Source organism: Sphingomonas caeni, assembly GCF_026013415.1.
Taxonomy (GTDB): domain Bacteria; phylum Pseudomonadota; class Alphaproteobacteria; order Sphingomonadales; family Sphingomonadaceae; genus Sphingomonas; species Sphingomonas caeni.
In genome coordinates this window covers 478,003-502,358 of sequence record NZ_JAPDOK010000003.1, presented here as the reverse complement: position 1 = coordinate 502,358, position 24,356 = coordinate 478,003, and the positions used below count along the sequence as shown (strand labels likewise).

22 protein-coding genes are annotated in these 24,356 nt (G+C 67.2%); 8 read left to right on the top strand and 14 right to left on the bottom strand.

The features are described from left to right. Positions 1 to 76 precede the first annotated feature (76 nt). The 5 genes from OF829_RS11020 to OF829_RS11000 all read right to left on the bottom strand — a co-directional run bounded on the left by OF829_RS11020 (position 77) and on the right by OF829_RS11000 (position 5,257). Entirely contained in the window at positions 77 to 874 is a 798-nt protein-coding gene (locus OF829_RS11020; RefSeq protein WP_264940063.1) for an SDR family NAD(P)-dependent oxidoreductase, read from the bottom strand. Then, a complete protein-coding gene (locus OF829_RS11015; protein ID WP_264940062.1) occupies positions 874 to 1,638 on the bottom strand; it encodes an SDR family oxidoreductase in 765 nt (254 codons plus the stop codon). The genes OF829_RS11020 and OF829_RS11015 overlap by 1 nt, the downstream gene beginning before the upstream one ends. A 97-nt stretch (positions 1,639 to 1,735) precedes the next feature. After that, positions 1,736 to 2,749 (bottom strand): phosphotransferase family protein, encoded by a 1,014-nt coding sequence (locus OF829_RS11010; protein WP_264940061.1) that lies wholly within the window; start codon positions 2,747 to 2,749, stop codon positions 1,736 to 1,738. Beyond that, complete coding sequence (locus tag OF829_RS11005) at positions 2,746 to 3,831, bottom strand: Zn-dependent alcohol dehydrogenase (protein WP_264940060.1); 1,086 nt, start codon at positions 3,829 to 3,831, stop codon at positions 2,746 to 2,748. Before OF829_RS11005 ends, OF829_RS11010 begins: the two co-directional genes overlap by 4 nt. A 142-nt stretch (positions 3,832 to 3,973) precedes the next feature. Next, the gene (locus OF829_RS11000; RefSeq protein ID WP_264940059.1) at positions 3,974 to 5,257 is read right to left on the bottom strand and encodes an acyl-CoA dehydrogenase family protein; all 1,284 of its coding nucleotides are present in this window, start codon (positions 5,255 to 5,257) and stop codon (positions 3,974 to 3,976) included. A 151-nt stretch (positions 5,258 to 5,408) separates the two neighbouring features. On the opposite strand from OF829_RS11000, the gene OF829_RS10995 reads away from it, so the two are divergent. Continuing rightward, positions 5,409 to 6,659 (top strand): TetR/AcrR family transcriptional regulator, encoded by a 1,251-nt coding sequence (locus OF829_RS10995; RefSeq protein ID WP_264940058.1) that lies wholly within the window; start codon positions 5,409 to 5,411, stop codon positions 6,657 to 6,659. Between the two features lie 9 nt (positions 6,660 to 6,668). Here the strand turns inward: OF829_RS10995 and OF829_RS10990 are convergent, their stop codons facing one another. From OF829_RS10990 to OF829_RS10980, 3 genes are all read right to left on the bottom strand, one after another. Beyond that, positions 6,669 to 7,142: a hypothetical protein gene (locus OF829_RS10990; RefSeq protein WP_264940057.1), complete on the bottom strand. Its 474-nt coding sequence runs from the start codon at positions 7,140 to 7,142 to the stop codon at positions 6,669 to 6,671. Positions 7,143 to 7,155: 13 nt separating this feature from the next. Further along, entirely contained in the window at positions 7,156 to 7,542 is a 387-nt protein-coding gene (locus tag OF829_RS10985) for a hypothetical protein (protein WP_264940056.1), read from the bottom strand. 89 nt (positions 7,543 to 7,631) lie between these two features. Further along, entirely contained in the window at positions 7,632 to 8,054 is a 423-nt protein-coding gene (locus tag OF829_RS10980) for a hypothetical protein (RefSeq protein ID WP_264940055.1), read from the bottom strand. 120 nt (positions 8,055 to 8,174) lie between these two features. Between OF829_RS10980 and OF829_RS10975 the strand changes: the two genes are divergently transcribed. Continuing rightward, positions 8,175 to 10,025 carry an alpha/beta fold hydrolase gene (locus tag OF829_RS10975; RefSeq protein ID WP_264940054.1) on the top strand — a complete coding sequence of 617 codons (1,851 nt, stop codon included), beginning with the start codon at positions 8,175 to 8,177 and terminating at the stop codon, positions 10,023 to 10,025. 84 nt (positions 10,026 to 10,109) lie between these two features. On the opposite strand, the gene OF829_RS10970 is transcribed toward OF829_RS10975, so the two are convergent. From OF829_RS10970 to OF829_RS10960, 3 genes are all read right to left on the bottom strand, one after another. Beyond that, positions 10,110 to 12,851, bottom strand: a complete 2,742-nt coding sequence (locus OF829_RS10970) for a TonB-dependent receptor (RefSeq protein WP_264940191.1) — start codon at positions 12,849 to 12,851, stop codon at positions 10,110 to 10,112. 260 nt (positions 12,852 to 13,111) lie between these two features. After that, positions 13,112 to 14,179 carry an acyl-CoA dehydrogenase family protein gene (locus tag OF829_RS10965; protein WP_264940053.1) on the bottom strand — a complete coding sequence of 356 codons (1,068 nt, stop codon included), beginning with the start codon at positions 14,177 to 14,179 and terminating at the stop codon, positions 13,112 to 13,114. Between the two features lie 98 nt (positions 14,180 to 14,277). Beyond that, entirely contained in the window at positions 14,278 to 15,498 is a 1,221-nt protein-coding gene (locus tag OF829_RS10960; RefSeq protein ID WP_264940052.1) for an acyl-CoA dehydrogenase family protein, read from the bottom strand. Between the two features lie 305 nt (positions 15,499 to 15,803). On the opposite strand from OF829_RS10960, the gene OF829_RS10955 reads away from it, so the two are divergent. Further along, positions 15,804 to 17,015 (top strand): MFS transporter, encoded by a 1,212-nt coding sequence (locus OF829_RS10955; RefSeq protein WP_264940051.1) that lies wholly within the window; start codon positions 15,804 to 15,806, stop codon positions 17,013 to 17,015. Here the strand turns inward: OF829_RS10955 and OF829_RS10950 are convergent. Then, positions 17,012 to 17,803 (bottom strand): SDR family NAD(P)-dependent oxidoreductase, encoded by a 792-nt coding sequence (locus OF829_RS10950; protein ID WP_264940050.1) that lies wholly within the window; start codon positions 17,801 to 17,803, stop codon positions 17,012 to 17,014. The two genes, OF829_RS10955 and OF829_RS10950, sit on opposite strands and share 4 nt — an antisense overlap. 86 nt (positions 17,804 to 17,889) lie before the next feature. Between OF829_RS10950 and OF829_RS10945 the strand changes: the two genes are divergently transcribed. The 5 genes from OF829_RS10945 (at position 17,890) to OF829_RS10925 (ending at position 23,046) form a co-directional block, all read left to right on the top strand. Continuing rightward, positions 17,890 to 19,389 (top strand): class I adenylate-forming enzyme family protein, encoded by a 1,500-nt coding sequence (locus OF829_RS10945; protein WP_264940049.1) that lies wholly within the window; start codon positions 17,890 to 17,892, stop codon positions 19,387 to 19,389. Continuing rightward, on the top strand, positions 19,386 to 20,159 hold the full coding sequence (locus OF829_RS10940; RefSeq protein WP_264940048.1) for a thioesterase family protein: 774 nt from the start codon (positions 19,386 to 19,388) through the stop codon (positions 20,157 to 20,159). The genes OF829_RS10945 and OF829_RS10940 overlap by 4 nt, the downstream gene beginning before the upstream one ends. A 115-nt stretch (positions 20,160 to 20,274) precedes the next feature. After that, on the top strand, positions 20,275 to 20,844 hold the full coding sequence (locus tag OF829_RS10935; protein ID WP_264940047.1) for an EF-hand domain-containing protein: 570 nt from the start codon (positions 20,275 to 20,277) through the stop codon (positions 20,842 to 20,844). Between the two features lie 97 nt (positions 20,845 to 20,941). Then, positions 20,942 to 21,661, top strand: a complete 720-nt coding sequence (locus OF829_RS10930) for a response regulator (RefSeq protein WP_264940046.1) — start codon at positions 20,942 to 20,944, stop codon at positions 21,659 to 21,661. Further along, positions 21,658 to 23,046, top strand: coding sequence for a sensor histidine kinase (locus tag OF829_RS10925; protein ID WP_264940044.1), 1,389 nt, complete (start codon positions 21,658 to 21,660; stop codon positions 23,044 to 23,046). The genes OF829_RS10930 and OF829_RS10925 overlap by 4 nt, the downstream gene beginning before the upstream one ends. 140 nt (positions 23,047 to 23,186) lie before the next feature. Here the strand turns inward: OF829_RS10925 and ndk are convergent, their stop codons facing one another. Continuing rightward, complete coding sequence (gene ndk / locus OF829_RS10920) at positions 23,187 to 23,609, bottom strand: nucleoside-diphosphate kinase (RefSeq protein WP_264940043.1); 423 nt, start codon at positions 23,607 to 23,609, stop codon at positions 23,187 to 23,189. A 220-nt stretch (positions 23,610 to 23,829) separates the two neighbouring features. After that, complete coding sequence (locus OF829_RS10915; protein ID WP_264940042.1) at positions 23,830 to 24,270, bottom strand: DNA polymerase III subunit chi; 441 nt, start codon at positions 24,268 to 24,270, stop codon at positions 23,830 to 23,832. Positions 24,271 to 24,356 lie beyond the last annotated feature (86 nt).

Genomic DNA, 24,356 nt, shown 5'->3' with positions numbered 1-24,356 from the left:
CACGCAACCACCTGTCCTTCGATACGCGCCTTCGACAAGCTCAATCGCTACTCAGGACGAACGGAGGGGTAACGTTTCAAAACGCGGTCTTCCCGAACATCTGCCGCGTCACCGGATGGCTGGTCGAAAGCCCGCCATCGACCACCCAGGCCTGGCCGTTGACATAGCTGGCCTCGTCGCTGGCAAGGAAGGCCGCGACGCGGGCGATCTCCTCGGGGACGCCCGCGCGGCGCAGCGGGTTGAGCTGGCCGAGCTTGTCCTCGACGCCCTTTTCGCGGGCATAGGTGAAGGCGCGTTCGGTCATCCCCGTCTCGATCAGCCCCGGACACACCGCATTGACGCGGACGTTCGAGGTCGAGAGCTGCTGCGCGGCGGTCTGGACGAGGTTGATCACGCCCGCTTTGCTCGCCGAATAGGCCGATCCCCCCGCCCCCGAACGCAGCCCGGCGACGCTGGCGGTGCAGACGATCGCCCCCTTGCCGCGCTCGACGATCCGCGGCGCGCCATGCTTGATCGCGAGGAAGGGGCCGATCAAATTGACCCGCAGCACTTCGGCCCACAACTCGACCGACTGCTCGAGCACGCTCTCGAGCCCGCCCGAGATGCCGGCATTGGCGTAGAAGACATCCAGCCCGCCGAACTCCCCGCAGGCCAGCTCTACGGTCTCCGCGACATCGGGCTCCGAACCGGCGTCCATCTCGACCGCGATGGCGGTGCCGCCTGCCTCCCGGATCGCATCGACCGTCGCATGGACGCTGGGCGACATATCGGCGGCGATGACGCTCCCGCCCTCCGCCGCGAAGAGCGTCGCCGAAGCCCGCCCGATCCCCGAACCCGCACCGGTGACAATGATCGACTTGCCTGTGAACCGCATCAGATCGTCACTCCCCCATCGATTACCATCGACTGTCCGGTCATGAATGCCCCCGCCTTGCTGGCGAGAAACACCACCGCGCCCGCGATGTCCTCGGGCTCCCCGATCCGCCGGAGCGGCGTGGTCGAATTGGTCGCCGCGATCCGCTCGGGATCCTCCCACAGCGCCCGCGCGAAATCGGTCTTCACCAGCCCCGGCGCGATGCAGTTCACCCGCACGCCCTTGGGCCCCAGCTCGATCGCGAGGTTGCGCGCGAGCTGCATGTCGGCGGCCTTGGAGATGCAATAGGCGCCGAGCACCTCGGACCCCTTCAGCCCACCGATCGACGAGACGATGATCACCGATCCGTCGCCCCGCGCGATCATGCCGGGCACCGCCATCTGGATCAGCCAGTGGTTCGAGACGATATTGTTGTCGAGGATCTTGCGGAACTGATCGTCGGCTATCCCCGCCATCGGCCCGTAATAGGGGTTCGACGCCGCGTTGCAGACCAGCACGTCGATCCGCCCGAACGCGGCGAGCGTGGCATCGACCAGGTTCTGGAGCGCCGCCTTGTCCGAGATGCTCGCGGCGACCGCGATCGCGGTGCCCTCGCCGAAGCGCGTGTTGATCCCGGCGGCCACTTCCACGCACGCATCCTGCTTGCGGCTGGAGATCACGACCTTCGCGCCATGCTCGGCCAGCGCCTCCGCGGCAGCCTTGCCGATCCCGCGCGTCGAGCCGGTGACGATGGCCACCTTGCCGGTGAGATCGAAGAGATTCATTTCATCCCCCGTTCGTTTCGAGCGCAGTCGAGAAACCGACCCAAGCGCTCCGCCAACGTTTCTCGACTTCGCTCGAAACGAACGGAGGGAGGTTGGTTCATGCCCCCGCCCTTTCCGCAAACTCCCATGCCGCCGCGACCAGCCCCGGCATCCGCTCCGCAGTCGCCGCAGCCTGTGTGCTGGAGGCGTTGCCGTCGATGATCCGCTTCTTGATCCCCTGGACGATCCCCGCCAGCCGGAAGAGATTATAGGCGAAATACCAGTCGAGATCGGGCACCCCGTCGCGCCTCGTCGCCGCGCAATAGCGCTCGACCACCGCTTCGAGCGGCGGGATGCCGCTGTCGCCGGTGAGGCCCTTCACCCCCGAGCGGCCCTCGGGTTGGGTTACCCAGCTCATGAGGTAATAGGAGAAGTCGGCGAGGGGGTCGCCGAGGGTGGAGAGTTCCCAGTCGAGGACGGCGAGGACTTTCGGACCGGAATTGGCGAAGATCATGTTGTCGATGCGGAAATCGCCATGGACGATGCTGGTGCGGGTCTGTTCGGGGACCGTGAGCGGGAGCCATTCGATCAGCCGCTCCATTTCGGGCATGTCCTCGGTCTGGCTGGCCCGATACTGCTTCGACCAGCGGCCGACCTGCCGCTCGAAATAATTGCCGGGCTTGCCGTAATCGCCGAGGCCCACGGCCTCGTAATCGACCGCATGGAGCGCCGCGAGCGTGTCGGTGATGGCGTTGTAATGCGCGGTGCGCTCGGCGGGGGTCATGCCGGGGAGCGAGCCGTCCCACAGCGTCCGGCCTTCGACCATCTCCATGATGTAGAAGGCCGAACCGATCACACCGTCATCCTCGCAAAGCCCATAGGGCCGCGCGACCGGGAAGCCCGTGGGATGCAGCGCCGCGATCAGCCGGTGCTCGCGCTCGACCGCGTGCGCCGAGGGCAGGATCGGCCCGAAAGGCTTGCGGCGCAGCACATAGGAACCGCTCGCCGCATCGATGCGATAGGTCGGATTGCTCTGCCCGCCCGCAAACTTCTCGACGCCGAACGGCGCCGCAAAGCCCGCGACGTTCGCCGCAAGCCATTCGCCGAGGCGCGCTTCGTCGAGATCGCTCATGCGAAAATGATCACGCTGCGCACGCTATCGCCCTTGCGGAGCTTTTCGAGCGCCTCGTTGACCTGGCCGAGCGCGATCCGCTCGGCTACCATCGTGTCGAGATCGAGCAGCCCGTCGAGATACATCTGCACGAGCCGCGGCATATCGATCGGAAAGCGGGTCGAGCCCAGCAGCGAGCCCTGGATCTTCTTGCCCGTCAGGAAGGTCGGCCCCGGAATGCTGACGCTGTTGCCCGGCGCGATCATGCCCAGGATCGTCGCGGTGCCCCCCCGGCGCAGGATGTTCCAGGCCAGCTCGGCGGTGTTCGAGCGGCCCACCGCCTCGATCGCATAGTGTACGCCCCCGCCGGTCAGCTTGAGCACATCCTTGACGATGGTCTCGCTCATCGCATCCATCGCATGGGTCGCGCCCAGCTTCAGCGCCAGCTCGCGCTTCTCGGGCACCGGATCGATCGCGAGGATCGTCCCCGCCCCCGCGATCTTCGCGGCGTTGATCGCCGCCAGCCCGATCCCGCCGGCACCGATCACCGCGACGCTCTCGCCGGGCCGCACCCGGCTGTCGTTGAACACCGCCCCTGCGCCGGTGATCACCGCGCAGCCGAGCAGCGCCGCGCGGTCGAGCGGCATCTCCTTGTTGATCGCGACGCAGGCATTTTCGTGCACCAGCATCATCTCGGCATAGGCCGAGAGATTGAGGAAGGGCGCGAGCGGGGTGCCGTCGGCGAGGCTCAGCCGGGGCTCGGCATCCTTGGGGCGCCGCGTCGAGGAATCGATGCACAAGGACGGCCGCCCGGTGACGCACATCTCGCACGATCCGCAGAAGACGGTGAAGAAGGTGATGACATGATCGCCGACCTTGAGATGCGCGACGTCCGATCCCACCGCCTCGATGATCCCCGCCGCCTCATGCCCCGGCACGGTCGGCACCGGATGCGGGAAGGCGCCGTCGACATAGTGGAGGTCCGACCGGCAAACGCCGCACGCCACGGTGCGGATCAGCACCTCGCGCGGGCCGGGCTTGGAGACGGTCACCTCCTCGATCTGGAGGGGGGTCTTGGCTTCGAAAAGGACTGCGGCTTTCATGAGTTCAATCCTCCCCCGGAGGGGGAGGTGGCAGCGAAGCTGACGGAGGGGTCGTCTCCCCAAGCGACATCGCCTGTGGAGATTACCCCTCCACCGCCTTCGGCGGTCCCCCTCCCCCTCCGGGGGAGGATTGCCAGAGCCCTCACCGGCTCACCCCGATCTCGCCCGAGCTCACCCGATCCGCCTTATACTCCGCCCATTTCCCGAACTCGTTCCGCGCGATCGCCCGGTTATGGACCTCGTCCGGCCCGTCCGCGAGCCGCAGCGTGCGGATTCCCGCCCAGTTGTGCGCGAGGTCGGTATCGCCCGAGACGCCGGCGCCGCCATGTGCCTGGATCGCGTCGTCGATGATCTGCAGCGCCATCTGGGGCGCCTGCACCTTGATCATCGCGATCTCGAGCTGCGCCGCCTTGTTGCCGGCCTTGTCCATCATGTCGGCGGCCTTGAGGCACAGCAACCGGGTCATCTCGATATCGATGCGCGCGCGGGCGATACGCTGCTCCCAGATCGAGTGATCGGAGATGCGCTTGCCGAACGCGACCCGGCTGACGAGCCGCTTCGCCATCGCCTCGATCGCCTCTTCGGCGGTGCCGATCGTGCGCATGCAATGATGGATGCGGCCCGGCCCGAGCCGCCCCTGCGCGATCTCGAATCCGCGCCCCTCGCCCAGCAGGATATTGCTGGCCGGAACCCGGACATTTTCGAGCACCACCTCGCCATGGCCGTGCGGCGCATGATCATACCCATAAACCGAAAGCATCCGCTCGATCTTCACGCCGGGTGCATCGAGCGGGACCAGGATCTGGCTCTGCTGCGAATGGCGCGAGGCATCGGGATTGGTCTTGCCCATCACGATCGCGATCTTGCAGCGCGGATCGCCGGTGCCCGAACTCCACCATTTCCGCCCGTTGATCACATAGTCGTCGCCATCCCGGACCATCGAAGTCTGGATATTGGTCGCATCGGACGAGGCGACCGCCGGCTCGGTCATCAAGAAGGCCGAGCGGATCTCACCCTCCATCAGCGGGCGGAGCCATTCGTCCTTCTGCGCGCGGGTGCCGTAGCGGTGGAGCACCTCCATATTCCCGGTGTCGGGCGCCGAGCAGTTGAACACCTCGCTCGCCCAGCCCACGCGGCCCATTTCCTCGGCGCAGAGCGCATATTCGAGGTTGGTGAGCTGGGTCCCCTGAAACTCGAAACTGTCGTCGACATGCGCTTGCCCCGAGTGCGGCGGCATGAAGAAATTCCACAGACCCGCGGCCTTGGCCTCGGCCTTCACTTCCTCGAGCACCCGGTTCACCTTCCACCGGTCGCCGCTGTACGCCTCTTCGCGATAGTCGCCGTCGCGGGGGCGTATCCTGGTGTCGATAAAGGCCTTCACACGGTCGCGGAAATAGGTTTCGCGTTCGGTCAGCGTGAAGTCCACGGGCTCTCTCCTGATACGGGTCGGAATCGGGCTTAGAGCGTACCGGATATTCGGTAAAGGGGCCGCGCCTTTGAAAAAGCGCGTTCCATACCGAACACCGGCATTCTAAAAAATCGCTTTGGGTTGCGCGCGAATTGGCTAAGCTGGCCGAATGAACGCGCCCGAGAAGATCGATCCGGAAACCGACAAGGGGGGTGGAACCAAGCGGTTCCAGGCCAAGCGCGATTCGATCCTCGCCGCCGCCGCCGACGCCATCAACGAACAGAGCGCAAAGGGCATGACCTTCGCCGATGTCGCCCGCCGCGTCGGACTCAACACCACCAGCGTCACCTATTATTTCAAGCGCAAGGAAGACCTGGCCGCAGCGGCCTTCGAGCAGACGCTCGAGCGGCTCCAGGAAATGCTCGCCGAGGCGATGCTCGAGCATGGCCCGGAGGCGCGGGTCCGCCGCTTCCTCGCGATCAACATGGAGCGCCATGCCCGCATCCATCGCGGCGACGAACGCGACTTCGCGGTGCTTTCGGACCTTCGCGCAATGGAGGGACCAGTCAAGAAGCGCCTGCTCGACGGGTGGCGCGACGTCTTCCGCACCACGCGCGCGATATGGGGCGGCGACGGCAGCCGCGCCGAGACCGACCTGCACGGCGCGCGCGCGCATGTGCTGCTCGAGAATATCTTCTGGCTGCCCGCCTGGCTCACCCGCTACGAGATCGACGAATATCCGCGCGTCGAGGCGCGGCTGATGGAGGTGTTCGCGCACGGCATTGTCGGGCCGGGACAGCATTGGGCGCCCGAGCTGCTCGACCTCGAACATGACGAGCCCGAGCCGGGGCGCGAGGCCTTCCTGCTCGCCGCCACACGGCTGATCAATGAACTCGGCTATCGCGGCGCATCGGTCCAGAAGATCGCGAGCGAACTCAACGTCACCAAGGGCAGCTTCTACCACCATCTCGACGCCAAGGACGAGCTGGTGATCGCCTGCTACAAGCGCAGCTTCGACATCATCGCCGAAGCGCAGCGGCTGGCGGAAGATCATGGCGGCAGTCATTGGGATCGCCTTGCCGCCACCATGGCGACATTGCTCGACGTCCAATTCTCCGAACGTGGCCCGCTGCTCCGCACCACTGCGCTATCGGGCCTGCCTCCGCGCGTCCGCACCACGATGATCGACCGCTCGAACCGCATCGCGCGCCGCTTCGCCGGGATGCTCTCGGACGGGATCGCGGAGGGCTCGATCCGCGCGATCGATCCGCTGGTGGCCTCGCAGGCGCTGATGGCGCTCCAGAACGCCGCGTTCGACATGCGCAAATGGGCGAGCACGATGGAGCGGGAGAAGGCGATCGCCTTCTATGCCTCGACCTTGGTATTCGGGCTGTTCGACGATCGGGTGCTGACGGGCTGAGGCCTGGAGCTACGCCGCGTCGGCGCCCGATCGCCGCCTATGAACGGTGATTCTGAGCCCCGATGTCGCCACGGACGGCGTGACGCGTTCGTCGTTCAGGAAGGTGATGCCGACCCCGATCACGGCGTTGGGCGTGGCGATGCCGTTGCGCCCCGTGGCGGTCGCACCCGGCAGCGCGCATTTCTGGATGATGTCGTCCAGGGCGTCCGCGTCACGCTCCAGCCTCGCGTCGCTATCGGCGCTCTCGGGCTTGCGCGCTTCGCAGACGAAATCGGGATGCTCTTCATGTACCGCCTCGTCGAGAGTCCCCGGCTCGATCTCACACGTAAAGGGCGTTGCCGGATCGACGGGATTGGGCAGCGTCAGCGGAACCCCCACGAACCCATCCGGCCCCGCGTCCACGATCCGCTTCAGCCCGGCGCAGAACGCGTCGGCACTCCCCGGCGGTCCGGCCAGTAACGCCGCGATCATGATCCCCCGCATGTCTTCTTCCCCTTCAGCGCCGCGGCATATGGTATTCCCCGCCGCCGCGAAGCGCCACTGTCAGCGGCCCGCGCGGCTTGCGGGGGAAGAGCCCCTTCACCCGCGCGAACAGCCGCCGCGCGTCCACCGAACTCCGCGTCACCGCGCACAAGGTCTTCTCACCCTCGCGGCCCCAGGCGCGCACTTCGACGCGAGAGACGCCGCGGTCGTTCCTGAGCAGCCGGAGCACCCGGTCATAGGTGCCGCCATCGATGCCCATCGCATAGCTGCCGAAGGTCACCGTCAGCGGGCAATCCGCGCGGATCTGGTCCACCTGCACGGGTTCACCGGGTCCGGGCCGCTGCGGGGCGGCGTTGCCGAGGATCGCGATCGCGGCGGTAGCGAGAAGGAGCTGTTTCATGGTCCGAACCTCGTCCCCTGCGCCTGAACCAAAGCAGAACGGGCCCGCGGTTTCCCGCGAGCCCGTCCAGGAGAAACTCGTCCGATCGGTTACTGGCTGAACGCCATGAGACGATAGCGGCACTGCGAGACCTTGCACTTCACCATGCTGACGGTCGCCTGGAAGGTGCCCGACTTGTCGGTCACGATCAGCGGGAAGTCGTCGTCCTTGAGGTCCTCGCCGATCACGTTGCCGCTCGAGTCGGTCACGCGCAGGTTGAGGTCGCCGCAATCGCCGTCGCACATGCCGACGACGCTATAGACCGACCCGCCCTTCAGCGTGACGCTGACGGTCTTCTGTCCGCCTTCCGCGAGCCCGCCATTGCTGACCCATCCGGTCGGCGACAACCCCTTTTCCTTGAAGAGTTCGCTCGCCTTGTCGGCGAGCTGATCGAGAATGTCCTGCGCGGGCGCTGCGGCGGTCAGGAACAAGGCGGCCGGCGCGAACGCTGCGGCAATGAGCAATTTACGCATCAAGTGATCCCTCTGGTCATTGGGTCAGTCCCAATGTCACCTGACTATATCACGCCGAACGCGCGCACGCCCCCCATTTGGGGGTACCGGCACCAAAAAATTCGCCTTACCCCCTTGGCGATGCGCGCCGCCCGTTTTCTCGATCGTTTCCGCAAGGTCGAACGCGAAACCTCGCCCCTCTTCCTGTTCGCGGAGGATAGCGAGGGCTTCGAGGCCGCGATTGCGGATAATCCCGAGGAACTGGCCAAAGCCTTCGATACCGCCGCCGCGCGGGTCGAGGGCTATATCGCCGAGGTCATGCCCGGCTCGTTCGCCTCGGCGGCGTGCGACGCATCGGGGATGATCCTGATCGCCGATGACAGTTTCCGCGCCTGGCTCGGCCCGATCGAGGCGAGCGGGGCGATGGTCCGGCCGGTCGCCGAGGGCACGCCGCGCCTGTCGATGATCGCGCAGGACCGCAGCGGCCGCCCGGTCGCGATCGCCGCGGGCGACAGCCGCGCCGCCGCCACCTGGCCGCTCAGCGCCGAGGTCCGCGCGGCGCTCGGCAATGGCCAGGCCCGCTACGCGCTGGTCGCGTTCCGCCCGGACAGCGCCGGCTGGCTCCGCGCCGCGCGCGCGCACGGCTTCACCCGGTCCGAGGCGCGACTGGTGTCGGCGCTGATCCAGCAGGGCGATTTGCGCGCCGCCGCCGGGCGGGCCGAGATCGCCTATGAGACCGCGCGCAAGCTCGTCGCGAGCGCGATGGCCAAGTGCGGCGCCGCGCGCCAGACCGATCTGGTGCGCGAGGCGATGCGGCTCGCCGCGGGCGATCTGCGCACCCCGGTCAATGTCGACCGCCTGTTCGCCGACCTGTTCGACCTGACGCTGCGCCAGGCGCGGGTGGCGCGCGGCATCGCCTCGGGCGGCACGCGCGCGCAGGTGGCGAACGCGATGCGCATCTCCGAACATGCGGTGAAGTCCGAACTCAAGATCGTGTTCGTCGCGTGCGGGGTGGAAACCGCGGTCGATCTCACCCGCATCGTCGCCGAGGTCGATGCGCTCGCCGGGCTCGCCAGCGCGTGCGACGTGGCGCTCAATCACGGCCAGGCGAGCGAGGAGCCGCTCCGCATCGTCGCGCGCAGCTGGGCGGCCGGACAGATCGCGGTGGCGGACCATGGCCCGGCCAAGGGCTTCCCGGTGGTGATCTTCCAGGTCAACACGATGAGCCGCTCGATCTCGCTGCGCTTCATCGCCCAGCTTCAGGCGCAGGGGCTGCGTCCGATCATCTTCGATCGTTCGGGCTATGGCCTGACCGACCATGTCGAGGGCGACCCCTACCGTACCGTCACCCATGATCTCGCCGATGTGCTCGACGCGCTCGGCTGCCCCGCCGCGATCCTCCTGTCGCGCGGCTTCGCCTCGGGCGCGGTTACCGCGGCGGCGGCCCTGCCCGAGCGCATCCTCGGCGGCGTGCTGCTCGGCCCCGATCCGCCCGTCGAGCTCGATCCCATGCGGTCGGGCATGATGGGTGCGGGCCGCGCGATCTTCTACGACCGGCCGTGGCTCGCCGAGGCACTGGTCCGCGTCATGGCGCGGCGCACCAGCTCGGACTCGATCGCCCGGCTGATGCGCGAAAGCGTGGCGGACAGCCCGATCGACCTGGCGGCGCTCGACGATCCGCAGGAGATGGCGATCATCGCCCGGTCGGGCCGCCAGGCCGCGCTCGGCATGCGCGGTTTCCTGAGCGAAGTGCTGGCGCAGAGCAGCGGCGCCCGCGCGGTCTCGCTGCCCGACGGCAGCGCCTGGACGATCGCCTATGGCCTCGACGATCCGCTCTACCGCTTCGAAGGCGCGGCGGCCGAGCACTGGAAGGCCGTGTTGCCGGGAGTGGCGACCGCCCCGATCGAAAAGGGCGGGCGCTTCCTCCATTTGACGCATGGCGAGACGATTGCCCGCCTCTGCGCGGAAGTGCTCGGGCGGGCGATTTCTTAGCCCTCTCCCGCCTTCACGGGAGAAGGGTAAACGAAAACGGGCCCGGGGTTTCCCCCAGGCCCGTCTTTCGTACCGTCCTTCGGATCAGAAGCGGAACCGCCCCGTGATGCCATAGGTGCGCGGCTCGGCGAGGAAGGCCGAGAAGAGCTGGCGGCCGCCCGGATATTGCGGGTCGGCGAACGCCGTGGTCGTGCTGGTCGCGCCTTCCTGGAAGGGCGAGTTGAAGCCGACCTGGGTATAGTCCTGGTTGAAGATATTCTGGCCCCAGAACTCGATCGACCATTTCTGATCGGGTCCGCGCAGGCCGATGCGCGCGTTGAACACGCCATAGCTGTCCTGCTCCTTCTGCGGGAACAGGTCCGAGCCGGTGTTGTAATCGTCGGTCACGCGGGCATCGATGTAGAACAGCCCGCTCAGCCCGGTATTGCCCAGCGACGGCGTCCAGGCGAAGGACGCGGTGCCGACCAGCTCCGGCGCGTTCGACAGATTGTCGCCCGGCAGCTTGCGCAGCGCCTGATCGAGCGGCGCGCCCGAGGCGCTGCCGACCAGCTGGCTGTTATATTTGGTCTGCGCATAGGTGATGCCCACGCCGATGCGGAGATCGCGCGCCGGGACGATCGACGCTTCGATTTCCACGCCCTGCGAGCGCACGCCATAGGAGACGTCGGCGGCATCGCACCTGCCGGTAGTCGATGCCGCGGCGTTGTAGTTGGGCGCCCCGACGAACTTGCTCTGGTCGCGGTCACCGCCGTTGAGGTTGGTGTCGCAGCCATTGATGTTCTGGACGAGGAAGACCGTGCCGTTGAACGTGTTCAGCTGGAAATCGCTGAAATTCTGGCGGAAGATCGCGACGTTCAGCGCCAGCGGCCCGCTCGAATATTTCGCGCCGATTTCGAAGGCATCGACCGTTTCGGGCGCGAACTGGAGGTTATTGACCAGCGCCTGCGCGCCCGCCTGCCCGCCGAACGGCAGGATCGGCGATTTGAGCGCCGAACGGTCGAGGTTGAAGCCGCCCGCCTTGTAGCCGCGCGAATAGCTCGCATAGACCATGAAATTGTCGGTCGGGCGGAACGAGAGCACCGCGGTGCCGGTGAACTTGTCCTCGCGGCGCTCGCTGGTGATGTGGACGCCGTTGAGCTCCGAGGTCGAATTGCCCTGGCACGAAAGCCCGATCAGCGCGCCCGAAACGGCGGCCAGCGAGGCGTTCGAGAGGAAGGGCACCAGCGCGGTCTGGTTGGCGACGCAGCCGGTATTGTTGTTGCCGAAGGTCGCGTCGAAGCTCTTGTCTTCGTTGGTGTAACGCAGGCCCAGCGCCAGATCGAGCTGCGGACCCATGTGAATGATGTTGTGCGTGAAGAAGGCGTAGTTGCGGCTGTTCTGGTTGTAGACGTCGAGCGTCGAGCCCTTGTTGTTGATCGCATCGAGCGTGTCGAACGCCGCATAGATGACCGGCGAGGCCGCACCGAACGCAGCGGGGCGCGCCGCGAGGCAGCCCGGCGAGGTCGGCGAGTAGAGCCCCGCCAGCGCGCCGCCCGAAACGATGCGGCAGGTGGCGAAGCGGCCATATTGGTTGCCGAACTTGAGGTTGTCGGTGACCCTCAGATCCTCGTTGGCGTAATAGGCGCCGACGAGCCAGTCGAGCGTGCCGCCGAACGCCTCGCCCTGCAGGCGGAGTTCCTGGCTGAAGGTCTTGAACTGGCGCGAGCTGCCATCGTCATCGGCGCGGTACAGGATATCGACGAAGCTATAGTCGGTGTCCGAACCCTGCGACGAGAAATAGTTGCGATAGGCGGTGATCGAGGTCAGCTTGGCGCCGCCCAGATCCCAGTCGATCTGCCCCGATACGCCCCAATCCTCGGTCTTGCCGCCATAGCTGCGGCCGGGGGTGACATAGATGTTGCGGCTATAGGGATCGCTGAACGCCGCCATCGGCTGGCCCAGGCCGGTCAGCACGTTGATGATGCTGTTGCCCGCCGCATTACCCAGCGGCGTCTGCGGCGTGTTCAGGTCGCCGATGAACTCGTTGTGGGTCCGGTCGATATAGACGGCGGCGCAGCAATTCTCGTCGCGCTTGGTGTAATCGCCGATCAGGCGGACCGAGAGCGCGCTGGTCGGCTCGAACAGGATCGAGCCGCGCACGAAGAAGCGGTCGCGGTCGTTGACCGACCCGCCATTGGTCTTGTCGTTGTAGAAGCCGTCGCGCTTCACATAGACGCCGTCGATGCGCGCCGCGGCCTTGTCGCCCAGCGGCAGGTTCAGGAACCCGCCGAAGCGCATATAGTCGTAATTGCCATAGGTGGCCTCGGCACCGCCATGGAAGCCGTCGAACGACGGCGCCTTGCTGACGATGTTGATGATGCCCGCCGAAGCGTTGCGCCCGAACAAGGTCCCCTGCGGCCCGCGCAGCACCTCGATCCGCTCGATATCGCCCATCTCGTTGAGGCCGATGCCCGAACGCGAGCGATAGACGCCGTCGACGAACACCGCGACCGAGCTTTCGAGGCCGGGGTTGTCGCCGACCGTGCCGACGCCGCGGATACGCGCCGAACCATTGGCTTCCGAACCCGTCGACGAGACGAGCAGCGAGGGGGCGACCTGGTTGAGCTGGCGGATATCGGTCGCGCCGGTGAGCTCCATCGTCTGGCTGCTGACCGCGGTGACCGACAGCGGGACCTTGCTCAGCTCCTGCGAACGGCCTTGTGCGGTGACGACAATCTCTTCATTGCCATAGCTGTCGTCCTGCTCGTTCTGCGCCATTGCGGGTGCCGCGAACATCATCGTCAACGCGGGCACGGCGCAGGCCGTCAAAAGGCGAAACCGCTTCATCATCTCTTCTCCCACCATTGGCCGGAGCACTTAGCGGCTCCATACCCTATCCTCGAATAAGCGCCTTTCCCCAGCGCCCGTCAAGCGTAACAAACGTTGCAAAGCAGGACGGTTCAGCAGTGTTGCGCAAAAGTCATAGACGTGCGGACGGCGATGGCCCCGCCATACCGATATTCGAATCCGTATATATACCTAAGCCTCGCGCCAACGGATGCAGGCGCGCGCGCCAAGCTCCCCGCCCTTGGGGCCGGCGGAACGCCTCAATACCCCGCCAACCGCGCGAAACGCTCGCGGTGCCACGCGGCATTGCCCCATTGCGTCTCGAGCACCCGCGCGCGCTTCAGATAGAAGCCCGCATCATGCTCGTCGGTCATGCCGATGCCGCCATGGAGCTGGACCATTTCGCTGCTGACGAGCCGCAGCGTATCCCCCGCGACCGCCTTGGCGAGGCTGACCGATGCCGGCACGTCGGGCCGGCCGCCGTCGATCGCCTCGAGCGCACCCTCGACCGCCGAGCGCATCAGCTCCAATTCGGTGAACATCTTCGCCATCCGGTGCTGGAGCGCCTGGAAGCTGGCGAGCGGCTGACCGAACTGGACGCGGGTCTTGAGATAGTCGTTGGTCTGCGCGAACGCCGCCTCGGCCATGCCGAGCATCTCGGCGCAGGCCGCCGCGGTGGCGCGATCGGTCACCTTGCCGAGCAGATCGGCATCGCCGAGCTTTTCCGCGGGCGCGCCCTCGAAAATCACCTGCGCATGGCTGCGCGAATCCGCCATGTGCCGGGTCGAGCGCGTCACGCCCTCGTCGCCCGAGACCAGGTACAGCCCGTCCGCGGCGGCGACGATGAACAGCTGGGCGCTGTCACCCTCGGCCACGAACTCCTTGGTGCCGCTGATCTTCCCGCCCGAGGTGACGGTGCCCATCTTCGCGGGATCGAAGCGCGGGCCCTCGTCGATCGCCAGCGTCGCGATCACCTCACCCGTCGCGATCTTCGGCAGCCATTCGGCCTTCTGGGCGTCCGAACCGCCGAGCACGATCGCGCTGGTCGCGGCGGCGGTCGCGGCGAGCGGCGTCGCGGTCAGCGTGCGGCCGAGCTGCTCGATCACCGCGCCCAGCGTGACGAAGCCCATCTCGACCCCGCCATGGGCTTCGGGCACCAGGATCCCCGCCCAACCCATCTCGGCCTGCGCCTGCCACGCCGCGGCATCGAAAAGCGCGGCGGGCGCCGCATCGCGCATCTTGCGAAAGGCGGTGACGGGCGATTCATTATCCGCCCATTCGCGCGCCATATCGCGCAGCATCGTCTGTTCTTCGGTCAGGACTGCCATGTCATTTCTCTCGTCATCCCGGCGAAAGCCGGGACCCAGAGTCCCGCGCGTCGCCCTCTGTTGCTCTGGGCCCCGGCTTTCGCCGGGGTGACGGCAAACTATTGGTGATCCAGCATCCCGAGGATGCGCTTGGCGATCACATTGTTCTGGATCTCGGTCGATCCGCCATAGATCGACACCGCCTTGCCGAAGAGCCAGTGGCGCGTGTCCTTGAGCGCGTCCTCGTCGAACCCCTCGCCTTCCCAGCCGAGCCCCGCCATGCCGCGGATCTCGATCAGCAGCTCGGAGCGCTCCTGCATGATCCGCGCGCCGACATTCTTCATGATCGAGGTGGCCGCGCTCGGCCCCTGGTTCGACTTGGCCTCGTTCTGCACCCGGCGCAGCGTCAGCGCGAAGGCGCGCAAATCCATCTCATGCTTGACGATCCGCGTGCGAAGTTCGGCGTCAGCGATCCGGCCCTCGCTGTCCTCGCCGACATATTTCTTCGCGAGCACCGAAAGCGGGGTCCCCGCGAACAGCCGCGCCGCGCTCGATCCGCCGCCGCCCAGGCTGTTGCGCTCGTGCTGGAGCAGCCTTTTGCCGATCGTCCAGCCCTGCCCCTCCGCGCCGACGCGGTTGGCCTTGGGCACCTTCACATCGGTGAAGAAGGTCTCGCAAAAGGGCGACGAGCCCGAGATCAGCTGGATCGGCTTGGTCTCGACCCCCGGCGAATCCATGTCGATCAGCAGGAAGGTGATCCCTTCATGCTTCTTCGACTTGTCCGTGCGGACCAGCGCGAAGCATTTGTCCGCCCATTGCCCGCCCGAGGTCCAGGTCTTCTGGCCGTTGACGACATAGTGATCGCCATGATCCTCGGCGAACATCTGCAGGCTCGCGAGGTCCGATCCCGCGCCCGGCTCCGAATAGCCCTGGCACCAGCGGATTTCACCGCGGACGATCGGCGGAATATGCTCGCGCTTCTGCTCTTCGCTGCCATATTCGAGCAAGGTCGGGCCGAACATCATCACGCCCATCGATCCGCCCATCGGGTTCCACGCCCCGACCCGCGCCATTTCCTCCTGGAGGACGCGCGCCTCGGCCTTGCCCAGCCCGCCGCCGCCATATTCGGCGGGCCAAGTCGGGACGCTCCAGCCCTTGTCGCCGATCGCCTTTTTCCATGCCGCCTGCTCGGGCGTATCATTGTTCGGCCCCTCGACCGCGGACATCGAATTGTCCTTGCCCTTGAGCTCGGGCTTGAAATGCTCCGCAAGCCATTCGCGAGCTTGCGCGCGGAAGGCGTCCAGCGCATTCACCGGCGCGTCGATTTCTGCGGTGGCCATCCATTCTCTCCCGGGAAGCCGTGATCTTTTCGTGTTTCGAAAATGCGGTATGGCGACCTACGCGTCAAGCGGGGGGTGAGAATATCGCTGTCCTACGGGCCGGGTTTGTGTCATGTTCTTCAAATGTTCCAGATTTGCCTTTCTGCGTCGCTGCCTGGCCTTCGCCGGACGATGCGGCGCATCCAACCGCGGACGGGCGGGAACGCCGGGCTAAAAGCCCAGGGTTCGCGCGCGCACGCACAGGGACTGTGACTCTTGTGACTCTTGGGTAATCCGATGCCCGCAAACCATTTGGGGGAAGCCGAATGAAGTTCCATCACCGCGCCGTCCCGATCGTGCTCGCCGCGGTGATGATCGATTCGATCGGCTTCGGCATCGTCATGCCGGTGCTGCCCAAGCTGATCGTCACGCTGGCCGGCGTCACGCTCGCGGATGCCGCGCGGATCGGCGGCTATATGCTAGTCGCCTATGCGGTGGCGCAGTTCTTCGCGGGGCCGATCCTCGGCAATCTCGGGGATAGCCTCGGCCGCCGCAGGGTGCTGCTCTTCTCGATGCTTGCCTTCGCCATCGATTATGCGCTGATGTCGGTCGCGCCGACGATCGGCTGGCTGTTCCTCGGGCGGATCGTCGCGGGGGTTGCCGGGGCGTCCTACGGCCCCGCCAACGCCGTCCTCGCCGACGTGACTCCCCCCGAAAAGCGCGGCACGACCTTCGGGCTGATGGGCGCCGCGTTCGGCACGGGCTTCATCCTGGGCCCGGCGATCGGGGGGCTGCTCGCGGAATTCGGGCCCCGCACCCCGTTCATGGTCGCCGCCGGACTCGCCGCCGCCAATGCGGTGTGGATCTTCTTCGCGCTGCCCGAGACGATGACGGTGGATCGCCGCCGTCCCTTCGATTGGCGCCGCGCGCATGTCTTCGGCGCGTTCAAGCCTTTGCTCCATGCCGGCAATGCCAAATGGCTGATCGCCGCCGCCTTCCTCTGGCAGTTCGCGCATATGGTCTATCCGGCGACCTGGGCCTTTTTCGGCGAGATCGCATTGGGCTGGACCGAACGCCAGATCGGCTGGTCGCTGACGGCATCCGGCGTGGCGATGGTTGTCGTCCAGACGCTGGTCACGGGCCGCGCGATCAAGCGCTTCGGCGAAGCGAGGGCGGCGGTGTTCGGGATGCTGATCGGCGGGCTGGCCTTTACCGGCTATATCTTCGCGCGCTCGGACATCGCGATCTATGCGATCATCGCGTTCAGCGGCTTCCAGGGGCTGGCCTATCCCTCGATGAACGCCCTGCTCTCGCGGATGACCGACGCGTCGAACCAGGGTGCATTGCAGGGCGGGATGGCGAGCCTCGTCAGCGTCGCGCAGATCCTCGCTCCGCTCGTGCTCAGCCAGTCGTTGGCGCTGGGATCGGAGCGCGGCTTCACGGGGGGCAATTTCGTCGTCGCGGCGGCGCTGGCGTTCACGGCATTGCTGATCGTGCTGACCAAGGTGGTGCCGAAGGTGGCAAAGCCTGCCGCCTAACCCTCCCGTCCCGGCCGCCTCGCCAGTCCGACATCCAGATGCGCGCCCGCATCGATCAGCATCACCTCCCCGGTCACCGCCCGGCTCGCGGGATCGAGCAGCATCACCACCGGCCCGGCGATATCCTCGCCCTTGGCGGCCATCGCCATCGGCACCGCGCCCGCGATCCGCGCGTCGAGCATCGCCAGCCCCTCGGTCCCGAGGCGCTTCTCGAACCAGCCCGTCCCGACATAGCCGGGCGCCACCGCGTTCACCCGGATCGCCGGGGCGAGCACCCGCGCGAGGCTCTTGGTCATGGTGATCATCGCGCCCTTGGAGGCCGCATAGGCCACCGACGAGCCATGTCCGAACACCCCCGCCACCGACGCGACATTCACCACTGCCCCGAACGGGCTCTCCCGAAGCGCCGGCGCGCAGGCGCGGATCATCTGGAAGGGCGCGATCGTGTTGAGCCGGTAGATGTCGATGAAATCCTCGGCATCGAGCGCGTCGAGATCCTCGTGATTGGCGAATTTGGTCCGCCCCGCATTATTGACGAGGAAATCGATCCGCCCGAACGCCGCCAGCGCCGCCCGTGCGAGCGCCCGGCACGCCGCGTCCTCGGCGATATCGGCCTGCACCGCGATCCCGCCGACCTCCGCGGCCAGCGCCTCCGCCTCCTCGCGGCTATGCGCGTAATTGACCACGCAGCGCACGCCCCGGCCCGCCAGCCGCCGCACCACCGCCGCGCCGATTCCGGTCCCGCCCCCGGTCACGATCGCCACCGCGCCCGCCATTTCCTGATCCATGTTCCACTCCGGGAGATTTTTCGAAGGTTGCGTATGGCATTCCCGATTTGCCTCGCCTAGCGAAAGCGCGTGAGGGCAAGGGAATCATGACCGCCGAGGCGATGCTGGCCAGCGATTTCGCGACGCTGCCCGAGTTGATCCGCGCGCACGCCGCCGAGCGCGGGCAGAAGGCGGCGCTTGTCTTCGGCGACCAGTGGCTCAGCTACGCCCAGCTCGACAAGGGCATGGACCGCGTCGCCGCCGCCCTCCAGCGCGACGGCATAGCCCGCGGCACCGCGGTCGCGATCCTCGCCGCGACCTCGCTCGAATATGCGGTGGTCTTCCTGGGTGCGATCCGTGCGGGCTGCGTCGCTGCCCCGATCCAGCCCTCCGCCACGCCGGAGCAGATCGCCGCGATGGTCAGCGATTGCGGCGCGCCCATCCTCTTCCACGACAAGGCCGCGCCCGCGGTCGAAACCGCCGCCCGAAAGATCGCCCTTGACGGCCCCGGCCTCTCCGAATGGCTCGCCCCCGAGGACGCCAGGCCGGCGCTCGTCATCCTCGGCCCGAACGACCCGTTCAACATCATCTACTCCTCGGGCACCACCGGCACCCCCAAGGGCATCGTCCAGCCCCATGCGATGCGCTGGCAGCACATCGTCCGTGCCCCCGCGACCTTCTCGGAAGCGGTGACGATGATCTCGACCCCGCTCTATTCGAACACGACCCTGGTCAGTTTCCTTCCCACCCTCGCGCATGGCGGCACCGCGGTGCTGATGGCGAAGTTCGACGCCGCGTCATACATCCGCCTCGCCGCCAAGCACCGCGCGACCCACACCATGCTGGTCCCGGTCCAGTATCAGCGGATCATGGCGCTTCCCGATTTCGACGAATTCGACCTGTCGAGCTTCGTCTTCAAATCCTGCACCAGCGCGCCCTTCTCCGCCGCGCTCAAGGCCGATATCGTCAAGCGCTGGCCCGGCGCGCTGGTCGAATATTATGGGCTGACCGAAGGTGGCGGCACCTGCGTGCTGGTGTGCCAGATGCACCCCGACAAGCTCCACACCGTCGGCAAGCCGGTCGAGGGCCACGACATCCGCCTGATCAACGAGGAGGGCAAGGAAGTGCCGCCCGGCGAGATGGGCGAGGTGGTCGGCCGCTCCAAGGCGATGATGACCGGCTATCACGGCCGCGCCGACACGACCTCGGCGACCGAGTGGTTCGATGCCGAGGGCAACCGCTTCCTGCGCCACGGCGATATCGGCCGCTTCGACGAGGACGGCTTCCTGATCCTGATGGACCGCAAAAAGGACCTGATCATCTCGGGCGGGTTCAACATCTATCCCTCGGACCTCGAGGCGATCCTGATCCAGCAGCCGGGGATGAAGGACTGCGCGGTGGTCGGCGTGCCCTCCGAGCAATGGGGCGAGACGCCGGTGGGCTTCTACACCGGCGACGGCGACGCCGCCGCGATCCTCGAAAGCTTCAACGCCCAGGTCGGCAAGACCCAGCGCCTCTCCGCGCTGGAGCAGGTCGGCGAGCTGCCCCGCAACGCGATCGGCAAGGTGCTCAAACGCGAGCTGCGCGACCGGTATCTCGCCAAATGACCCCGATCACCGACATCCTCGCCGCCGCTGCACCCATCGAGGGCGGCTTCCGCGCCGCGATCCCGCCGGACTGGGCGCAGGGCCGCACCACCTATGGCGGCCTCTCCGCCGCGCTCGCGCTTCACGCCGCGATGCTGCTCGAGCCCGATCTGCCCCCGCTCCGCTCGGCCCAGATCGCCTTTATCGGCCCGCTCGCCGGCGAGGTGAGCGTCACCGCCACCAGGCTCCGCCGCGGCCGCAACGCCGCCTTCATCCAGGCGGACCTCAGCTCCGACGCAGGCCTGGGCTTTCGCGCCACCTTCGTCTTCATGGCGCCGCTCGCCTCGGCGGTGGCACACGACGACGCTCCGCGCGCGCCCATCGCCCCGCCCGTGCCCGACGCGAAGATCTTCACGGGCCCCGACGACTTCTTCCTCGGCAATTTCAACTTCCACGATCACAAGGACGGCACCGGCCCCGTCGAGTGGCTCCGCTGGGCGCGCCTGCGCGCGCGTGTCGGGCTGCACCCGATGGTCGAGCTGATGGCGATCGGCGATGCCCTGCCTCCCGCCGCGCTCAAGCTGGTCGATAGCCTCAAGGCGCCGGTCAGTTCGCTCAACTGGCAGATCAACTTCGTCACGCCCGAACCCGCGACCCAAGACGGCTGGTGGCTGCTCCACGCCAAGGCCGACCGCGCCCGCGACGGCTATTCGAGCCAGCGGATGACGGTGTGGAACGCCGCGGGCGAGCTGATCGCCGAAGCCATGCAGGGCGTCGCGATCTTCGCGTAACAGCGCGACAAATTGCGACACTTTCCCAAACGCATGACACAGTGATGCGACAGCGCTCCGGCAAAAGGACGACGTGGCGGCTCGACCCCCTGGCCGCCCCGGGAGAATCACGACCATGAAGACCAAGCTCATCGCCGCCGCGCTCGCCGCGACGGCATTGGCGGGCGGGGCCGCGCTGGCCCAGACCGCCGCGCAGCAGCAGGACGCCCCGCCCCCGCCGCCCCATGGCGGCATGCTCATGCATGCCGATGCCAACAAGGACGGCATCGTCACCCGCCAGGAACTGCTCGCCGCCGTCGATCAGCATTTTGCCAAGGTGGATGCCAATCATGACGGCAAGATCGACCAGGCCGAGCGCCAGGCGATGCACGACCGGATGGGCGGCCGCGGCCGTCACATGCGCGGTCCCGAAGGTGGTCCCGAGGGCGGCCCCGGCCATGGCCCGCGCGTCGATGCGAACAATGACGGTGTGGTGACGCTCGAAGAAGCCCGGGCCCCCGCGCTCAAATTCTTCGCCTATGTCGACCGCAACAATGACGGGCAGATCGACAAGGCCGAGCGCGAGGCGTTCCACGAAGCCGCCATGGCGATGCACGGCCCCGGCGGCCCCGGCGGCGGCCCTTTCGGCCGTCACGGTCGCCACGGTCCCCCGCCGGCTGACGCACCCCCGCCCCCGGGTCAGTAAAGCCAGCCGGTCCCGGCCGGGCGGATCCCGCCTCCTCGTCCGCCCGGCCGCATGGACATTCTGGCACCCAAGGCTTTCCATGGTAATCGAGCACCCGATGTCGGAACTGCCCCACCTTCTGCTCGTCGACGACGAGCGATCGATCCGCGAGCCGCTCGCGCAGTACCTCACCAAACAGGGGTTCCGCGTGACCCAGGCGGGCGATGCCGAGGGCGCGCGCGCCCGCATGGCGGCCTATGCGATCGATCTGGTGATCCTCGACATCATGATGCCGGGCGAGGACGGCCTCAGCCTGTGCCGCCATATCCGCGAGACCGGCGACATCCCCGTCATCCTGCTCACCGCGCGCAGCGAGGAGACCGACCGGATCGTCGGGCTCGAAATGGGCGCCGACGATTATGTCGTGAAGCCGTTCAGCCCGCGTGAGCTGGCTGCCCGCGTGAAGGTGATCCTCCGCCGCGCCGCCGCGGGCGGGGCGCGCCAGCACGCGCCGGACAGCGGCAGCTTCGCCTTTGCCGGCTGGGTGCTCAAGACCGGCGAGCGGGCCCTGGTCGACCGCGACGGCGTCTCGGTCCCGCTCTCGACCGGCGAGTATAATCTGCTCCACGCGCTCGTCACCCGCCCCCGCGCGGTGCTGACCCGCGACCAGCTGCTCGACCTCACCCAGGGCCGCGAGGCCGCCGCGTTCGACCGCGCGATCGACAATCAGGTCAGCCGGCTGCGCAAGAAGATCGAGACCGATCCCAAGAATCCGGACATCATCAAGACGGTCTGGGGCGGCGGCTATACCCTCGCGGCCGAGGTCACTCGCCTTTGAACCTCCGCCGCTTCCTCCCCAAGAGCCTCACCGGCCAGATCGGCCTGCTCGTCGCCCTGGCGCTGTTCGTCGCGCAGGCGATCAATTTCGGGCTGATGCTCAACGAGCGCCGCGGCGCGCGGTTCGGACAGGTGATCGTCCCCTCGGTCACGCGGCTGATCGACGCGAACGAGCGGCTGGCCAACCCTTTGCCGGTCGATCCGGTCGATGACGATCGCCCGCGGCGGCAGCGGCGCGACTTCGATCAGCGCACGCGCGTCCAGTTGAGCAACACCCAGCCGATCCCCGGCGGCCAGCCGCGCCGGCCCGATATCGAGGATGCGATCGAGCGCGGGCTGGTCGATGGCGGGCTCGATCCCCTCCAGGTGCTGGCGGTGGTTCGCCCGATCGACGATCGCCGCCCCTTTCTGCGCAAGATGTCGCCGCAGCGCGCGGACCGGCTTCGCCGCCTCGGCGCCGAGCTCCATGTCGCGGTCCAGCTCCGGGACGGCCGCTGGCTGTCGCTCCAGACCGGCTGGCCGCGCAGCGAGATGGTGGTGATCTGGCAACTCCTCATCCAGACGGGGATTCTCTACATCGTCGTGCTGATCCCGGTGCTGCTCGCCACGCGCCGCATCGCCAAGCCGCTGCGCAATCTCGCCGCCGCCGCGCGCAGCTTCGTGCCCGGCGAGAATGCCGAACCGGTCGAGGAGCACGGGCCGAGCGATGTCCGCTCGGTGATCGCCGCCTATAACGGGCTGTCGAAGCGCGTCACCGCGATGCTCGACGAGAAGGACCGGATGCTCGGCGCGATCGGGCATGATCTGCGCACCCCGCTGGCGGCGCTGCGCGTCCGGATCGAATCGGTCGAGGACGATGAGGACCGGGGCCGCATGGCCGACACGATCGACGAGATGAACCGCACGCTCGACGACATCCTCTCGCTCGCCCGGCTGGGCCGCCCGAGCGAGCCGCCGACCGATGTCGATCTCTCGGCGCTGATCGATGCGGTCGTCGAGGATTTCCGCGATCTCGACATGCCCGTCCAGTTCGAGGAGGCACCGCGGCTGACGATGCGGATCCGCACCGGCCTGATGCGCCGCGCGGTGCGCAACCTGATCGAGAATGCGGTGAAATACGGCCAGAGCGCCGAAGTCACGCTCGTACCCGAGAGCGAGAATGCCCTGATCGCCGTCGCCGATCGCGGCCCCGGCATTCCGCCGGATCAGATCGAGGCGGTGTTCGACCCGTTCACGCGCCTCGAAACCTCGCGCAACCGCGGGACCGGCGGGATCGGGCTCGGACTGGCACTGGCGCGCGCCATCGTCCGCGACGCGGGCGGGGATATCGTGCTGGCTAACCGCGAAGGCGGCGGCCTGATCGCGACGATCAGGCTGCCGAGGTAATTCCCTCTCCCCTTGTGGGAGAGGGAGGGAGCCGCGAAGCGGCGGAAGGGTGAGGGGGAGTGAGACTCAGTCCCCCTCATCCTTCCCACGCCTTCGGCGCGGGCCCCTTCCTTCTCCCACAAGGGGAGAAGGAGATTGGCTTACCCCACAATCTCTTCGGGCTTGAAGAAGAAGGCGATCTCGATCGCCGCATTCTCGTCCGAGTCCGAACCATGGACCGAATTCGCCTCGATCGATTCCGCCAGCTCCTTGCGGATCGTGCCGGCATCGGCGTTGGCCGGGTTGGTCGCGCCCATGATGTCGCGGTTGCGCTGGACGGCATTCTCGCCCTCGAGCACCTGCACCACCACCGGGCCGGAGATCATGAAACTGACCAGATCATTGAAGAAGGGCCGCTCGCGGTGCACGCCGTAGAAGCCCTCGGCCTGCTCCCTGGTCATCTGGATGCGCTTCGAGGCGACGACGCGCAGGCCCGCTTCCTCCAGCATCTTGGTGACCGCACCGGTCAGGTTGCGGCGGGTGGCATCGGGCTTGATGATCGAAAAGGTCCGGGTCGCGGCCATGGCCGTGCGGCTCCTGTGTTGTAAGTTGCGGAAAGTCGGCGGCTCCCTAGTCGCCGCAGCGCAGCATTGCAATGTTGGATTTCGTTTGCTTTGGTCACCGGGCCTGCCTTACGGGCCGCTCTTTGACATCGCGAAGCTGCGGAAACTCGACGATCTTCGTCACCTTTCCCGGCCTGGGGAAAAGGCCCTGGCAGTGTCAAGCTAGTGTCAACTTCCGCGCTCAGGCTGCCTTTTCCCAGCGCCCGTTATCGTCCTGCTTCCAATAGTTGCGGACGACATCCGGCTTGTCCGCCAGCCCGCGCCAGGCCGCGCGCGCCTCGGCGATATGATCCTCGCCGAAAAAATGGAACGCACGGTCGAACGCCAGCGCGGCGTCGCGCCACAAGCCGTCGACCAGAGCGATGTTGCGCGCGCCGTTGCCGGGTTCCGCCTCGCCCGCGATCAGCACCGGCTGCGCGGCATCGTCGCCCGCCCCGGCCCGGGCATGCGGCAGGAAACTCTCGGGCGAGAAGCTCCACAGCAACTGGTCGAGCCTGGCCCGGGCGCCGTCCTCCTCCGCGACGATCAGCAGCCGCCCGCCGCCCTCGAGCACCTTCTGCGCGATCGTCGGCAGCACGCGTTCGAGCGGCGCGCGGGTGAGGTGGTAGAAATCGACCTGCATCGCTCCCGGATAACGCCAACTGCAGGGCCATGGAACACCCGGCGTTGCGGAGCGCTGTATCCGGTGCGATAGGCGGGCAGTCGGCG